Below are 16,551 nucleotides of genomic sequence, written 5' to 3' on the forward strand. Positions count from 1 at the left end.
CTGCCGCACCAGCGACGGCCGTTTCGACCCGGAACGCTTCGCCGTGCAGGCGCAGAACCCGCAGGTGCGGATGATCGAAATCAAGATGAGCCAGGGCGCCAAGCCGGGCCACGGCGGGATCCTGCCCAAGCACAAAGTCACCCAGGAAATCGCTGATACCCGCGGCATCATGATGGGCGAAGACTGCATCTCGCCGTCGCGGCACAGTGCGTTTTCCACCCCGATCGAGATGATGCAGTTCATCGCCCAGTTGCGTGAGCTGTCGGGCGGCAAGCCAGTGGGCTTCAAGTTCTGCCTGGGCCACCCGTGGGAATTCATGGGCATCGCCAAGGCCATGCTCGAAACCGGCATCCTCCCGGACTTTATCGTGGTGGACGGCAAGGAAGGCGGCACCGGCGCCGCGCCCGTGGAGTTCACCGACCACATCGGCGTGCCACTGCGCGAAGGCCTGCTGTTTGTGCACAACACCCTGGTGGGCCTGAACCTGCGGGACAAGATCAAGCTGGGCGCCAGCGGCAAGATCGTCAGCGCGTTCGACATCGCCAGCGTCCTGGCCATCGGCGCCGACTGGGCCAACTCGGCGCGGGGTTTCATGTTTGCCATCGGCTGCATCCAGTCGCAAAGCTGCCACACCAACAAATGCCCCACCGGCGTGGCCACCCAGGACCCGTTGCGCCAACGCGCCCTGGTGGTGCCGGACAAGGCCCAGCGGGTGTTCAACTTCCACCGCAACACCCTGAAGGCCCTGGCCGAAATGCTCGCCGCCGCCGGCCTCGATCATCCGTCGCAACTGTCGGCCAAGCACCTGGTGCGGCGCATGTCGGCCACCGAGATCAAGCTGTTCTCGCAGCTGCATGTGTTCCTCAAGCCTGGGGAACTGCTGACCGGCGAAGTGAACGGCGAGTTTTATTCGCGCATGTGGCAGATGGCGCGGGCGGACAGTTTTGAGCCGAATGAAATCGCGGCGGCCTGAGTCGCCTACACTGAAAATCCCGCTGAACCGGACCACCGAACGGCATCGTTGAAACAAGGAGCTTCACCATGCCGTTACTGGACTTCACCGCCCTCGCCGCACAACTGCCGGACACCTGGAAATCCACCCGCCTGGGCCAGGTCGGCCCGGCGCGGATCAAGGTGCTGCGCATGGATGCGCAGGCCTACGCAGAAGAAACCCACGACTACAACGAAGGCCTCCTGGTGATCGACGGCCATTTGCGCCTGTCGATCGGCGAGCAGGCCGTCGACGTCGGCGCCGGCGCCGGCCAGATGTACCTGGTGGAAGCCGGCATCGCCCACGCCGTACTTGCCGGCAGCCACGGCACGCTGGTGATCATCGATGTTTAAACGCCGCGATGAGACATTCAGTAAAAACTGAGCTTTGCAATTGCTTACAAATACCGCCAACCTGCGCCCGCCCGACGTACGGCACGACTAAAGCCGTCGCCTGCTTGTCATTACTAAACCCCTTGTTCAAGAGCCCGCTGCCATGCTGAACGGACGCGACCCGCGCATCGATTTTTTTCGGGGCCTGGCGTTGATCTTCATTTTCTGGGATCACGTACCCCACAACCCTCTCGGCCAGATCACCCTGCGCAACGTTGGCTTCAGTGATGCAGCGGAAGTCTTTGTGTTCCTGGCCGGTTATGCGGCGGTGCTGGCCTACGGCAAGATCCTGCAGCGCGACGGCTATTTGATCGCCTGCGTGAAGATTTGGCGACGCACCTGGGTGCTGTATGTGGTGCATATCTTTCTGCTGGCGATGCTGATGGGCATCGTGTTCTTCGCCAACAGCCATGTGGAAACCCGCGACCTGGTCGAAGAGATGGGCCTGACGCATTTCGTCACCCACCCCCAGCAAGCGTTGGTGGATGAGCTGCTGTTGCGCTTCAAGCCCAACCTGATGGACCCGCTGCCGCTGTATATCGTGCTGCTGGGTTGCCTGCCGCTGGTGCTGCCGTTGCTGCTGCGCAAGACCTGGGCGGTGGTGGCGGTTTCGCTGGCGGTGTACCTGTTGGCACCGCACCTGGGCTGGAACCTGGCGGCGATCGCCGACGGTGTGTGGTACTTCAACCCGGTGACCTGGCAGTTGCTGTTTGTGCTGGGCGGTGCGGCGGCGATTCATGCACAGCAGCCACGCCCGGCAGAAACCCGCAGGCTGCTGCGTCAGCCGTTGTTCGTGGCTGCGGCGGTGTACGCAGTGGTGGCGGGGGTGCTCACGATCTCTTGGCGCTGGCCGGAGATCCACGACGCGCTGATGCCGTCGGTGCTCAGCGACCTGCTGTACCCCATCAGCAAGACCGACCTGTCGCCCGTGCGTTTGCTGCACTTCCTGGCGCTGGCCTATGTCACCGCCAAGCTGCTGCCCGGCCATGGCTGGACGCAAAACTGGCTGGCACAGCAAACCTGCCGCATGGGGCGTTACTCCCTCGAAGTGTTCTGCCTCGGGGTGCTGCTGGCGCCGCTGGCGGACATGGTCAATGCGATCACCGGCGATGCCTTCGCCATGCAAATCTTTACCGCGATGGTGGGCGCCGGGCTGATGGCGCTGCTGGGGGCCTGGCTGGACTTGAACAAGCGGCTCACGCAACCGACACGCGTCGCTACCGCCTGAAAAACAAAAAGCCCCGAAAGGGGCTTTTTGTTGAGCACCGAAAAATCAGCTCGCGGTGCGCGCCGCAGCCTGGGTCGGCTGCAACTTGAACACGTAGAACAACACCGTCAGCAGCACCAGGAACGCCGGGCCGACATACAGCGCCACGCGGGTATCCGGGAAGTACGCCATCAGGCCCACCACCAGCAGCAGGAACGCCAGCGCCAGGTAGGAACTGACCGGGTACAGCCACATGCGGTACTTGAGGGCTTTTTGCTCGGCCGGGCTCAGGCTCTTCCGGAACTTGAGCTGGGCCAGCAGGATCATCAGCCAGGTCCAGATCGCGCCGAAGGTGGCGATGGAGGTCACCCACACAAAGACTTTTTCCGGGACCATGTAGTTGAGCAGCACGCCCAGCAACAACACGAAGATCGACAGCAGCAGCGCCTTGCGGGGTACACCGTTGCTCGACGTGGTGCCGAACGTGGCCGGGGCCTGGCCGTTCTGCGCCAGACTGTAGAGCATGCGCCCCGTGCTGAAGATGCCACCGTTGCATGACGACAGCGCCGCAGTGATCACCACAAAGTTAATGATGCCGGCGGCGGTCTTGATGCCAAGACGCTCGAAGGTCATCACGAACGGGCTGCCCTGGGTGCCGATTTCGTTCCACGGGTAGATCGACAGAATCACAAACAACGCACCGACGTAGAACAGCAGGATGCGCCAGAACACCGAGCCGATGGCACTCGGGATGGTCTTCTGCGGGTTCTTCGCTTCACCGGCGGTCAGGCCGATCATCTCGACGCCCAGGTAGGCGAACATCACCATTTGCAGGGACATCAACACGCCCGTTACGCCGTTGGGCAGGAAGCCGCCGTGGGCCCACAGGTTGGAAATCCCCAGCGCCACGCCGTCGTTACCGAAACCGAACGCGATGATGCCGACGCCGCCGATCACCATGGCAATGATGGTGACGATCTTGATCAGCGCGAACCAGAACTCGAACTCACCGAACGCCTTGACCGCGATCAGGTTGATGGTGCCCATGCTGACCAGTGCACCAAGGGCCCAGATCCAGCGGGGCACATCGGGGAACCACACACCCATGTACACGGCGACTGCGGTGATTTCCGCGACGCAGGTCACCAGCCACAGGAACCAGTAGTTCCAGCCGGTGAGAAAGCCCGCCAGCGGGCCGAGATAGTCTTGTGCATAACGGCTGAACGAACCGGCGACCGGGTTGTGCACGGCCATCTCGCCGAGGGCGCGCATGATCACCAGGATCGCCAGGCCGCCGATGATGTAGGACAGCATGATTGCCGGGCCGGCCATTTCAATGGCCTTGGCCGAGCCCAGGAACAGACCGACACCGATACAGGCGCCGAGGGCCATCAAGCGAATATGCCGTTCGCCGAGTTCGCGTTTCAGCGGACCGCCCTGAGCGGTCTCGCCATGGGGCAGGTGATTGCCAGCTGGCATAGGGATACAACCTCGTCTTGTTATTGGATATGAGCCACCGAGTCCGGGGCGTCGCGGCGGGTGGCCGGGGCGTCCTGATAGCGGGCCTGCCTTTTGGGCAAGACCGTCTGGCCGGGCCAGATCAGCGGGGGTGCAGTATAAAAAGCTAAACCCAGGGGTTTTCACTCTATAAACGACAAGATTCAGCGGGAACTCGCGGTAAAGGCCCCTTTGGCGGAGGAGCATTACCTGTTCCGCGTAGGAATCATCGCCAACAAACGGCGGCGAGTATTGCACGGTAATGGTGCAGCGTCATGCCCCTACCTTTGGCGGATTTACCGGTGGGGGGAGGCTCTAGCTCAGTATTTACTGGCTACCGCAGCCCACTTTGGCAAGGGGCGCTTACTGTGGCGAGGGAGCTCGCTCCCGCTGGGCTGCGCAGCAGCCCCAAAACCTGGGCACGCGGTTTTACAGTCAAATCGAGGCGGGTTCTTTGGGAGTGCTTAGCACTCCAGCGGGAGCAAGCTCCCTCGCCACAACAAGCGCCCTCTCCACGGCGGATGCCCAAGCATAGAAATATGTACTCAATAGTTCCGGGATCAGGGTCCCTGCCAGGCTGCTAGCGTCAATTCATCTGGAGCAACAAGGAATGCAATGGAATGCCTGCACGCCCTCAATCCCATCGCCTGAGAACCGGTAGATTCAGCGAGCCCGGCAGGGCCTACCTGGTCACAGCCGTCGTCCACAATCGCCAACCACTCTTTACCAACTTTTATCTGGGTCGCCTGCTGGTAACAGAATTCAGGCGCGCCCATGAGCAAAAATGGGGGAGTTCCATAGCCTGGGTCATCATGCCTGACCACTTTCATTGGCTGGTCCAGCTTGAGCAACGCAGCCTGTCCCAACTGATGCAAGCGGTTAAATCCCGCAGCACGCACACAATTAACCGCGCAAGGAACGGCACAGGAGCCTTTTGGCAGAACGGCTATCACGACCGGGGAATCAGGGACGGTGAAGATTTGCGTCATTTGGCCCGATACATCATCGCCAACCCCATCAGAGCGGGACTGGTCGAACGCGCCGGCGATTACCCACTGTGGGATGCCTGCTGGCTATGAGCGGGAATAAAAACCACTGTGGCGAGGGGAGCTTGCTGTGGCGAGGGAGCTCGCTCCCGCTGGGCTGCGCAGCAGCCCCAAAACCTGGGCACACGGTTTTACAGTCAAACCGAGGTGGGTTCTTTGGGAGTGCTTCGCACTCCAGCGGGAGCAAGCTCCCTCGCCACAACAAGCTCCCTGGCCACAGCAAGCTCCCTCACTACAGCAAGCTCCCTCGCCACAAACAACCCCACACTCACAAATCCCCCCCACTCGCCCACCACCGTCTAAGCTTCAACCAAGTCCGATCAATCTACGTAAATGGATCAATCGACTATGGGCGCTTTATGGCAAAACGCTTCGACCAAGGCTGCGGTATCCACCGATAGCCCGGATGAACAGCCGTTGCCACAAAGCCCTCCTCCCCGCCGGCGATTGTGGTGGCGGCTGGTCTGGCTGGTGCTGCTGATTGCGCTGGTCGCCCTGGGCTTTGCCGCCCTGCGGGAAATGCACACCTCACGGCTGCAGGCCAAAACCTTCACCGACCTCGCTTCAACCCTCACCTACCAAATGCATGCAGGCCCAAGCGATGCGCGGGTTTATCCCGGGGCCGGGCCGTTCGACAAGCGCCTGGGCTACAGTGCCCTGGGCGAGTTCCTGCCACGCCTGATCAAGCGGGACTACCTGATCCAGGCACAAGCACGCTTCTCCCCCGACCTGATGGCTTACGCCCAGCGCGGCCTGTTTGTGCCCTACCCGGAAAAGATCCAGGCCGGCCTGATCATCACCGATTGCCGCGCCGCGCCGTTGTATCAGTTCACCTATCCACAGCAGTTCTACCCAAGCTTCGCGGCGATTCCGCCGGTGGTGGTCAGCAGCCTGCTGTTTATTGAAGACCGCGACTTGCTGGACCCGAAAAATCCCCAACTCAACCCCGCCGTGGACTGGCCGCGCTTTGCCAAGGCCGCCTGGTCACAGGTGGCGAAGCTCTTGCACCTGCCCGGCCAGACGGCAGGCGGCAGTACCCTGGCCACTCAGTTGGAGAAATACCGCCACTCGCCCGACGGCCTGACCCTGTCCGGCGGCGAGAAAATCCGCCAGATGATTTCCGCCAGCGTGCGGGCTTACCAGGACGGCCCGCAAACCCTCGCCGCCCGCCAGGACATCGTGCGCGACTACCTCAACAGCGTGCCCCTGTCGGCGGTACCCGGCCACGGTGAAGTGCACGGCATGGCCGAAGGTCTGCGCGTGTGGTACGGCGCCGACTTCAACCAGACCAATGCATTGCTCAACAGCACCGACCCCAAACAGCTGCCACAAAAAGGCCTGGCCCTGCGCGAGGTGTTGTCGCTGATGATCGCCCAGCGCCGCCCGTCTCATTATTTGTCCAAGGGCCACAAGGAACTGGCCGACCTCACTGACAGCCATATCCGCCTGCTTGCGCAAAACAACGTAATCGACCCGGCGCTGGCCAAGGCCGCCCTGGCCAGCAAGGTCACCTACCGCGACTGGCAACAACAGCCAACGATCCAGCCGATCGAAAGCAACAAGGGCATCACCGTCGCCCGCACCCGCCTGGCCGCGCTGCTCAACCAGCCGCTGTACGACCTCGACCGCCTCGACCTCTCCGCCACCAGCACCTTGCAAGCCGACCTGCAAAGCCAGGCCAGCGCTTACCTCAAGCACCTCGCCGACCCGGCCTTTGCCGCGCAGATCGGCCTGATCGGCCCGACCTTGCTGACACCCGCCAGCACCGCCCAGGTGCGCTACAGCTTCAACCTCTACGAGATGACACCCGACGGCGCCCGGGTGCGGGTACAGACCGACAGCACCGACCAGCCCTTCGACATCAACGAGGGCAGCAAGCTGGAACTGGGCTCCACCGCCAAGCTGCGGGTGATGACCACCTACCTGCAAATCGTCAGTGAACTGCACGACAAATACGGTGCGATGCCGGCTGCCGAGCTGCGCAAAGTCCCAGTGGACGACCAGGACCGCATCACCCGCTGGGCCCTCGACTACCTGACCCAGAACAGCGACCGCAGCCTGCCGGCCATGCTCGACGCGGCCCTCAATCGCCAATACTCGGCCAACACCAGCGAAGGTTTTTTCACCGGTGGCGGCCTGCACCACTTCCACAACTTTCGCAGCCAGGACAACGGCCGTAACCCGACGTTGATCGAAGCGTTGCGCGAGTCCATCAACCTGCCGTTCATTCGCCTGATGCGCGACCTGGTGCGCTACAGCACCTACCAGGGCCCGAACAACAGCGCCGAGTTGCTCAAGGACGACAACGACCCGCGCCGCCAGGAATACCTGGCCCAGTTTGCCGACCGCGAAGGCACCACGTTCCTGCTGAAGTTCTGGAAAAAGTACCGCAACAAGAACACCCAGGCCCGCCTCGACACCTTCCTCGACAGCATGCACCCCACCGCCATACGCCTGGCCGCCGTGCACCGCTACCTGCTGCCCAACGCCAGCCAGTCGAGCTTCAACAGCTTTATCCGCTCACACCTGAGCAGCGTGAAAAGCACCGAAAAACTCACCGACGAGCGCCTCGACAAGCTCTACCAGAACTACGGCCCGGGCGCCTACGACCTGCCCGACCAAGGCTATATCGCCAAGGTCCACCCACTGGATTTGTGGCTGATGGGCTACCTGCTGAACAACCCCGACGCCACCTTCACCCAGGCCACCGCCGCCAGTGAACACGAGCGCCAGGAGGTTTACAGCTGGCTGTTCAAAAGCCGCCACAAGAGCGCCCGCGACAGCCGCATCCGCACCATGCTGGAGATCGAAGCCTTCCTCGATATTCATCAGCGCTGGCAAAAAGTCGGCTACCCGTTCGACCACCTGGTGCCGTCGCTGGCCACCGCCATCGGCAGTTCCGGCGACCGCCCGGCCGCCCTCGCGGAACTGGTGGGGATCATCCTCAACGACGGCGTGCGCCAACCCACGCTGCGCATCGACAGCCTGCGCTTTGCCGCCGACACGCCTTATGAAACCCGCCTGATCAACGACCCCAATCGCGGCAAGCGGGTCATGCCATCGGAGGTCGCCACCGCCCTGCGCGGTGCCTTGTCGCAAGTGGTGGACGCTGGTACCGCACGCCGCGTGTCCGGCAGTTTCAACCTGGCCGACGGCACACCGCTGGCCATGGGCGGCAAGACCGGCACCGGCGACAACCGGATCGAAGCCATCGGTGCCGGCGGGCGGATCCTCAGCTCCAAGGCGATCAACCGCACCGCAACGTTTGTGTTCTATATCGGCGACCACCATTTCGGCGCGCTGACCGCGTTTGTACCCGGCGCCTCGGCCCAGGGTTTCAAGTTCACCTCGGCGTTGCCGGTGCAGGTGCTCAAGGGCATGGCGCCGATTCTCACGCCCTATTTGCAGCCGGGAAACAACACCCTGTGCCAGGTACTTCCCACTGACGCCGCGCGCTGAAAAGCAGGGGCTAGACATGCGCTTTATAGGCGCATTTTTCCGCTGGTTCCGTGCGGTTTTCCAGCCAGTATTCGAACTTATCCAAAGCCCCCGCCCTGAATAGACTGAATGGCAATTCTTGTTTTATTCAGGTTCTCCCCATGCCCGACCCTCTTTCCCAAACGCCCGCCGATGACTTCAAAGGTGCGCATTACCAACACTTCAAAAACGCGCTGCCCCTGTGGATAAAAAGCGCCTCACCTGAACGTGTGCGATCACTCAAAAACACCCCGCGCCAGACCGCCCGGCCTTATCCACAGGCCTCGAATCATCCGCAGCTCAAGGCTGCAATCGCCGCCCAATGGCACAGCCAAAACCGCCTGGACCAGACCTTTCGCGACCTCAATGACGTCCAGGCCTTTGCCGAACCCTTGCTCAAAAATGCCCTGACCAACTACGGCGACATCGACGTCCGGGCCACCTTCATCCGCCTGTATGCCAAGGCCGACCTGGCCTGGTGGGCACGGGACATCACCGAAGGCGTGACCAGCCGCACGGTGTCTTTACTGGAGGCGGCACTGCACAACTTCGCCGCCTCCGACCGCTTTGTGGACCATGCCTTTTTGTCTGCCGAAGACCCGCGCGGGCAACGCGACATCCTCACCCTACGCCACCGCAGCACCGGCGCCGTGCTGACCGCCGAGCAATTCAAGGGCATCTGCCGCGCACTGGACATCGGCGCCCGCTACCAGGTGCGCCTCAAGGAAGCGCTGGGGTTCAACAGCCGCAACGCAGCACGTACCCTGCGCCTCGACGTGATTGCCAGCCAGAAAAACGCCCTCGCCGTCGCCGCCCACTTGGCCCTGGCCAAGCGCGATATTGCACCGGACGCACACACCGCATTGCTCAGCCTGATTGCCGGCCAGCAACCCCGACTTGATGGTCGCCTGCTCAAGCCCTACACCCTGCGCCTGATGAACACCGCTCTGACGGGAATCGTGGTGTTCTGCCCCTCCCCCGACTCGCCGATCCCCCTTGGCCGGCTGCTGGCCTATGTGCCCGAAGACCCCGAGCACCCACTCAAGGAATACCCGTCACCTGCCGCGCTCATGCAGGCACTCACCCGCCAGTTGCGTGACACCCAGCGCTACCAGGCGTTTTTCAGCCAGTTCGTGGCACAGGCGGAACGGGGCTATTTCTTTACCAACCTGAATAGCCGTCTCAGCCGGGTGCGCTGGCACCAGAAGGCAGCCACCGACCCCGGGCCGACCTGGAAAGACACCCCGGTGGACACGCCCAACCTGCAATTTCGCCTGCAGGACATTGCCGAGGATTATCAGAACCGCTCCAGCCTCAGCACCGAAAATGACCTGTGGAACTACCAGTACCGGCTCAAGCTGAACAAGGTGCTCAATGATGCCCAGGAGATCGCCGTGTCCACCGCCCTCGCCGACCGGCACGCGCGCTGGGCGTGGTGGGACAATCTGGAAAAAATCCTTTCGGACATCCTCAATGTGGCGTTGCTGGTGGTGACACCCTTTGTGCCGGTGCTGGGGCAATTGATGCTGGCCTACACGGCTTATCAGCTCGCCGATGACGTGTTTGAAGGCATCGTCGACTGGTCCGAGGGCCAGGGGCTTGAAGCCACGGATCATCTGCTCGGAGTACTAAGCAGTCTTGAGCAATTTGCCTTGTTTGCCGCCGGCAGTGCCTTGGGCTCGTTCGCACGCGTGAAGCTCTCGGCGTTTGTCGAAGGGCTTAAACCGGTGGAAATGCCCGACGGCGCCCTGCGCTTGTGGAACCCGGACCTCGCGCCCTATGCGCTGAAAAACCTGGAGCTGCCCATCGATGCAAAACCCGACACCCGCGGGTTACATCAACACCAGGGCAAACAGATTCTGGCGCTGGACAACGACCATTACGAAGTGCGCACGGTCGCCGAAGAAGGCATCCATCGCATCCCCCATCCGCAGCGCCCGGGCGCCTACGCGCCGAAGGTATTTTTTAATGAGCTGGGCGCCTTCGCCCACGAGGCGGAGCAGCCCCGCAGTTGGGACAGCACCACCCTGATGCGTCGCCTCGGGCCCCGCACTCAGGCCTTCAGCGATCTCGAACTGCAGCAGGTACGGCGCATCAGCGCCACCGACGAAGACGTGTTGCGCGGCGTGTATGTGTACAACCAGCCCACACCGCCGTTGCTGGAGGCGACGTTCAAGCGCTACGAAGCCTGGCATGTCGCAAAAGAAGCGAGCGAGACCCTGCGCGCCGGCTCGCCGCTGCCCGCAGACCCGTCATCGGCGTGGTTCGAACAGACCGTCACCGAGCTCCCTGGCTGGCCGGAAAACACTGCGTTGCAGGTGTTCACCCGTGCCGACCTGACCGGGGATTCACGCACCTACACCAAGCCCGATGCGCTTCCAACCGCAACCCTGAAAGTCAGCCTCGGGGACGTGATGGCCGGAAAATTGCCGGAGAAGGTGCTGGGTTTTCTCGACGACAGTGCCGTGCGCACCTTGCTCGGCCGGGACGTGCCCGATACTGAACGGGTGCAGGTGCTGCGGGATCAGTTGGCCGACTATGTGGCCACGCAAACCGGCGACATCGGGCAATACATCCACCAGATCAAGGACCAGTCCAGCGACCCGTTCGTGCGTCTGCTGCGTCAACCATTGCCCGATCTCGACTCAACCCTTGCCCAATCCGTCGTCCAGACCGCCAACCGCACCGAGCGCCAAGCCATGGAAGAAAATCACCTGCCACTGCGGCTGCTCAACCAGGCCCAGGAACTGGGTTTCGTCGCCGACGCCAACCAGGCCTACGCAGGCTTTTACACACCCTGGCCCATCACGCCGGGCACCGAACGCATGGCCCTCAACACCCTGAAACTGCACAGCGATGCCTTCGCCGACCTGCACCTGGAGATCCGCGAGCAGACCCCGGACGGCCCGTTGCGCTGCGAGGCGGGCCCGGCGAACGCATCGCAACGGCGGATTCTGGTGCGCAAAAATCACCAGGGCTATGAAGTGTTCGATCAGGCCCAACAGCGATTGAGCGGGCTCGATGACCTGTATGAATCGCTGCTGCACGCCGTCCCCGTTCCGGGCCAAAAACCCGGCCAGGGTGCCGAGCTGAAACGCTGGTTGATGGAGAAACTCCACACCCTCGCCGAGCGCCGCCGGGTGCTGGCGCAACCACCAGAACGCAGCACGGTGGACAAACAGACCAGCCAGTTGCTCAGGGGCCCCGGCGCCAGCCGGCACCCGCGTGCGCCTCAGCACACCGAAGCGACCCACAGCCGGGAAGTCCTGCAACTGTTGTTTCCTTCAATGGGCGAACAACGACTCAACCGATTTATCGACAACATCGGCCCCGCGCAGATGCGCACCGTCCTCAATCAACTGACGGCCGAGAACCACAGGCTGCGCAGAGTGCTGGAAACGTGGAAGCGCGACCCCAGCCGCCACCCCAAGGACAGCCGGGCTTATCGCGCAGAAAAAGCCGCGAGGCATTTTGTCGCCGATGCCCTGTACCGCTGCTGGGAAGACCGCATGGCCGAACACACCGATGCCTGGGGCCATGTGCAGCAGGGTGCCGAACTGGACCTGCGAGGCATCGTCTTGCCCGACAGATTGCCCGACCTGCACAGCGGTTTCGAGCACGTGACCCGCCTGGTGATTACCCACAACACCTTCTCCGAGGACCACGCGCCGTTTCTCCAGGCCTTCCCGGCCCTGCGCTCGCTGGACCTGAGCCATAACCAGCTGGATGAACTCCCCGCGGCCATCGGCGACATGCGCTTTCTGAAACACCTCGACCTCAGCGACAACCTCATTGAACTGGATGCCGACGACGAGCCGCGCCTGGCCAACCTGCGACGCATGGAACACCTGATACTGGATAACAACCCCCTGCGCCGCGCACCGGACATCTCCAAAATGCCCAACCTGCGCCGCCTGCTATTGAGCCGAACCCAGATTACCTCGTGGCCCACCGGGATCTTTGTACACCCCGCGAGCCGAGACTTTTTGCTGGACCTGCGAGGCAATCGGATTGAGTGGGTGCCCAACTTCCCGCCGGACACCCCGCACGCCGGACTGGTCGCCCGCACCCGCCTCGACCGTAGCGCCTTGTCCAACGAACAACGCCTGCGCTTTGAAAGTTACCGCCTCGCCGCCGGGCTGGACCCCAATCGCACCTACGACCCCAAGGGCGACAGCGGTTATTGGCTGGAAGCGATGGACCCGCAACTGCACGACTATCGCAAGCTGTTGTGGGACACGCTGGAGCAAGAGCATGGCTCCCAGGGGTTGTTTGAAGTGCTCAAGTCCCTGGAGTTGCAAAACCATGCCCAGACCGAGCTGGACCAGCAACGCATTGAAACCAATCGCACCGAACTCACCCAACGAGTATGGCAACTGATCCTCGCCGCCAGCGTCGACACCCCGCTGCGGGAAACGCTGTTCAAACTGTCGAGTTTCCCCGGCCTGTGTGCCGATGGGGGCGCGCAGATTTTCAACAACCTGGGCATCGAAGTCCTCGTCACCGAGGCCCAACGCTACTCGCTGTCGGACGGCGAACGGGCGAACAGGCTGGTCACCCTGGCCAAGGGGCGCGCGCACCTGAGACAACTGGAAAAAATCATCCAGGAAGACATCGCCCACCGCCTCAAGCCCGTCGACAAAGGCGGCCTGGGCCAACGCCTGCGCTCGGAGATGCTCGATGGGGAACCCGGTGAAGTGGACGAAGTGGAGGTGTACCTGGCGTATCAGACATCTCTGGCAGACAAGCTGGACCTGCCGTGGCTGTCGGACCACATGCTGTACCGGCTGACGGCCAATGTGACTCAAGCGCAGATTGACCAGGCGCACACCACCGTGCTGGAACTGAGTGAAGGCGACGGCCTGGTGAACCAGATGCTGCTCGAACCCTACTGGGAACAGTACCTGCGCGACAGCCACGACCGCGAGTATCGCGACAACGAGCAGCGCTACACCGAGAAGTTTTTCAAGCTGGATGAGTTGCAGGAAGCGCAGGCGCAATGGGCAGGCTCACAGGACCTGGGCCCGGAGCAGAAGGACGCGCTGAAGCAATCGCTCAAGCACCTTGCCGATGAACTGGAGGTGCCCGAAAGCGTAGTGCTCTCGGGCAACGCCCTGTCGGATGAGCTGTACGGCAGGTTGCTCAATGACCTGGGCTACAACGAAAAAGAATGGATGCGCCGCCTGACCCGCGAGGCCATGACCAAGGCCACCGGCATGACCAATCGGCAGACAGTGCTCTCCACCCGACTCTAAACATCACCGTTATCTGGCGAGCAGGCCTTGTCAGGGCACGCCCATTACCAGCACGCCGCTCCCGTTTATGGGCCCGGCGGCAGGCAGGGTCCCCGCTCGCTTGACCAGCGCAAACGTCACATCGTCGCCCCCCGAGTTGTTGGTGATCTGGCTCAGGAACGAACCGTTGACTCGCACCGCCGCGCCCCCACGGACCAGAGCGGTCCCCACATCCGGATTGCTCATCGTCAGCAGGTTGGCGTTGAACGACGACGGGGTGCCTTGGTAGGTGATGGTGATCGGGCTGGTAACACTCCCCGGCCCCGGGCATGAGTAGTTCAGCCGGCGGTTAGTGCGGACGGTCGATGTCAGCGGGTCGGTGCCGATTGCCCGTTGGTGCACGTCGTTGAAGTCGATCACGATCGGGTTGTTATTGTTGATCGTGCAGGTTGAGGGGGAGACGGTGAAGTTGTTGTTGGCGGTGTAAACAAGCACGACGTTCGAAAAGAGCGAATCATAGTTGTTTGTCTGATCGAGACGTAACGTACCGACGATGTCCCCTGCTCGAACATCGATAGGCGTCACCGGATGGTTGCGAAGCAAAATATAAGGCAATACATCAATCAGGACAGCAGAGCCATTGTTCGGCATGGTCGCCATCCGAATACCATACGGAATAGGGTTGTCTCGGTATGTCCCGTTGATTCGCAAGCCGTTGCTTTGGGTGGTGAATTTCGGCCCCGGCGTCCAGGACGGACCCACCCTTGCCCCCGTAGCCCAGTAATCCTCCTGAAAATTTGGGGTTGATCCATTGGGAGTGAACCGGCATTCCAGCCTCACCCCTTCAAGGAGGATACGCGGTGAATTCACCTCCGGCCGGACATTCACCCGGACCTGAAAATCCACACCACCTCCAGGATTTGTGGGTTGCCACGCGCCACCATTGACTCGGCAGTCTGCGGCTCTCGCAGTTACCGTTATGCCCACCAGGACGAGAAGCACAAGGGCTTCATTTAGTCGTTTCATGTTGAACTCTCGTTGCTCTGTGCCCAAGCATCGTCCGACGAACATTCCGTTCGGTTGCACTGAGGGCCGCATAAAATTTGAGGTGCGCGGGAGGCTGTTTCCAGCCTCATGCATGACGGCTTACGACTACGGATAATCCAGCGTAAAAATAGAGCTGACCCTGTAGGCACCATGCCCAATGGTCTGATCACTGATGGCGTTCGGCTCACCCTGCACAAAGGCTTTGAGCTCAATGACGTTGTTGCCGTTGGTCAACCGCTGTTCGTCGCTGGCGGTATTCACGGGCAGTAGCTTATTGCTCAGCGTTTCTATACCGAGCCCGATACCTGAGGCGCCGCTTCCACCATCCAGCGCAAACAACCCGGGTAATTCACGGTTCTCCACACCGCCGAACGTGATGCTGACCGACTCGCTGATGGTGGTGTCACAGTCGTCCAGGTGCAGCCTGAAACCTTTGCCCACCGTGCGCGTGTTGATATAGAGGTGCTTGCTGGCAACGTCCCAGAGCTCCAGCGTGATGGCCTCGTCTCCCGGCCGGATCGTGCAAGCCTGCTCGACCAGGTTGCCCTTGAACCTCAGGTTATCCACCGCATGCCCAGTGGAGGTCAGGCCGAAGGTCAGCAGTATTGCCAACCCGGCACATGACCAGCCCTTATGAACCCTTTCATGTCGCATAGACTCGACTCCTACTGGTATTCGGCCAACAACGTGGCCACCGCTGTAAACCGGGCGGGGGCCAGAACAGAACCCGGCTGCTTGACGGGTACCACTTCCAATGTCGGCGGTGACGACAAGGTGATGTCCAGCGGCGTATTGAGTCGAAACGGCAGGTTGTTTTGAAACAGCCGAATACCCAGCTCGGGCACGCTGGTCTGCACCGCTGAGTTGTCAAACGTCGTGGCGGTGCCGTTGATGCTCAACCTCAGCAACCACGGCAGCGTGGAGGGGCCGCATCGGATGGTGTAGCCGACCGTCCTGCGGTATTTCACGCCGTCGACACGCTTTGTGCCGACATCGCCAAAGTCCACTTCAATCGTGCTTCCAGAATCAATCGTGCAGGGCGGGGGTTCGTTCAGCGTTCCAGTGAACGTCACGTTGGCCGACGCACCACTGCAAAGGCCGATGGAACACAAGGCGAGCAACGCTCGCTGCGACCAAAAAGTCATTGATCGTTCCTCATTATTGGTACTCGATCACGAGGGTGGCGGTGGCATCAAAGGCCCCGCCCGTCAGCGTGCTGCCCGCCCGTTTGACCGGCACTGCCTGTACGACGGGAAAGTTGGGATGGGTAAATCTCACGGCCGTATTCAGCGGCCAGTCAGCGCCGTTGACGAACAGCTTTACCCCAAGGTCCGTCTTGCGGGTCAAGAGCACGTTGCTATCAAACGCCGCGCCCACGCCCTTGAGCTCCAGGGTCATTGCATTGCTGTAGACAGGGGGCGTGCAGCTGACGGTATACGGCACATCCCGGCGATACGTGACGCCATCAATGCGCGTCGTATGCAGGTCATTGCCGAACGGCACATTGAGGGTGCTGCCGCCGTTAATCACACACGGCGGCGGCGCGATGATGACCGCGCGGATGGTCAGGTTGGTTGCCGCCTGCCCACTCTGGCTGACCGCCCACAACAGGCACCCACCGATAAACATGGCTCGCGAGCCGGTTAACTTAGCCATCGCT

11 protein-coding genes are annotated in these 16,551 nt (G+C 61.7%); 6 read left to right on the plus strand and 5 right to left on the minus strand.

Annotation, left to right across the window (positions count from 1 at the left end; all coding sequences use genetic code 11):
- The 3 genes from MUM_RS0112895 to MUM_RS0112905 all read left to right on the plus strand — a co-directional run.
- Positions 1-973: FMN-binding glutamate synthase family protein (locus tag MUM_RS0112895; RefSeq protein WP_010170251.1), on the plus strand; the 973-nt coding region annotated here is incomplete at its 5' end.
- 68 nt (positions 974-1,041) lie between these two features.
- Positions 1,042-1,344: a cupin domain-containing protein gene (locus tag MUM_RS0112900; RefSeq protein WP_010170252.1), complete on the plus strand. Its 303-nt coding sequence runs from the start codon at positions 1,042-1,044 to the stop codon at positions 1,342-1,344.
- Positions 1,345-1,486: 142 nt separating this feature from the next.
- Positions 1,487-2,611 carry an OpgC family protein gene (locus MUM_RS0112905; RefSeq protein WP_010170253.1) on the plus strand — a complete coding sequence of 375 codons (1,125 nt, stop codon included), beginning with the start codon at positions 1,487-1,489 and terminating at the stop codon, positions 2,609-2,611.
- A 45-nt stretch (positions 2,612-2,656) separates the two neighbouring features.
- Here the strand turns inward: MUM_RS0112905 and MUM_RS0112910 are convergent, their stop codons facing one another.
- Positions 2,657-4,069, minus strand: a complete 1,413-nt coding sequence (locus MUM_RS0112910) for an amino acid permease (protein ID WP_010170255.1) — start codon at positions 4,067-4,069, stop codon at positions 2,657-2,659.
- A gap of 638 nt (positions 4,070-4,707) precedes the next feature.
- Here MUM_RS0112910 and MUM_RS0112915 point away from each other — a divergent pair.
- From MUM_RS0112915 to MUM_RS0112925, 3 genes are all read left to right on the plus strand, one after another.
- Positions 4,708-5,166, plus strand: coding sequence for an REP-associated tyrosine transposase (locus MUM_RS0112915; RefSeq protein WP_010170258.1), 459 nt, complete (start codon positions 4,708-4,710; stop codon positions 5,164-5,166).
- 315 nt (positions 5,167-5,481) lie between these two features.
- Positions 5,482-8,592 carry a transglycosylase domain-containing protein gene (locus MUM_RS0112920; protein WP_010170261.1) on the plus strand — a complete coding sequence of 1,037 codons (3,111 nt, stop codon included), beginning with the start codon at positions 5,482-5,484 and terminating at the stop codon, positions 8,590-8,592.
- 140 nt (positions 8,593-8,732) lie between these two features.
- A complete protein-coding gene (locus MUM_RS0112925) occupies positions 8,733-13,865 on the plus strand; it encodes an NEL-type E3 ubiquitin ligase domain-containing protein (RefSeq protein WP_010170263.1) in 5,133 nt (1,710 codons plus the stop codon).
- Positions 13,866-13,895: 30 nt separating this feature from the next.
- On the opposite strand, the gene MUM_RS0112930 is transcribed toward MUM_RS0112925, so the two are convergent.
- From MUM_RS0112930 to MUM_RS0112945, 4 genes are all read right to left on the minus strand, one after another.
- Complete coding sequence (locus MUM_RS0112930; protein WP_029615870.1) at positions 13,896-14,870, minus strand: fimbrial protein; 975 nt, start codon at positions 14,868-14,870, stop codon at positions 13,896-13,898.
- A 126-nt stretch (positions 14,871-14,996) separates the two neighbouring features.
- Positions 14,997-15,545, minus strand: coding sequence for a fimbrial protein (locus tag MUM_RS0112935; RefSeq protein ID WP_010170267.1), 549 nt, complete (start codon positions 15,543-15,545; stop codon positions 14,997-14,999).
- Positions 15,546-15,556: 11 nt separating this feature from the next.
- Positions 15,557-16,036 carry a fimbrial protein gene (locus tag MUM_RS0112940; protein WP_010170269.1) on the minus strand — a complete coding sequence of 160 codons (480 nt, stop codon included), beginning with the start codon at positions 16,034-16,036 and terminating at the stop codon, positions 15,557-15,559.
- Between the two features lie 13 nt (positions 16,037-16,049).
- Positions 16,050-16,547: a fimbrial protein gene (locus MUM_RS0112945; RefSeq protein ID WP_029615871.1), complete on the minus strand. Its 498-nt coding sequence runs from the start codon at positions 16,545-16,547 to the stop codon at positions 16,050-16,052.
- Positions 16,548-16,551 lie beyond the last annotated feature (4 nt).

The organism is Pseudomonas sp. PAMC 25886 (assembly GCF_000242655.1).
Taxonomy (GTDB): domain Bacteria; phylum Pseudomonadota; class Gammaproteobacteria; order Pseudomonadales; family Pseudomonadaceae; genus Aquipseudomonas.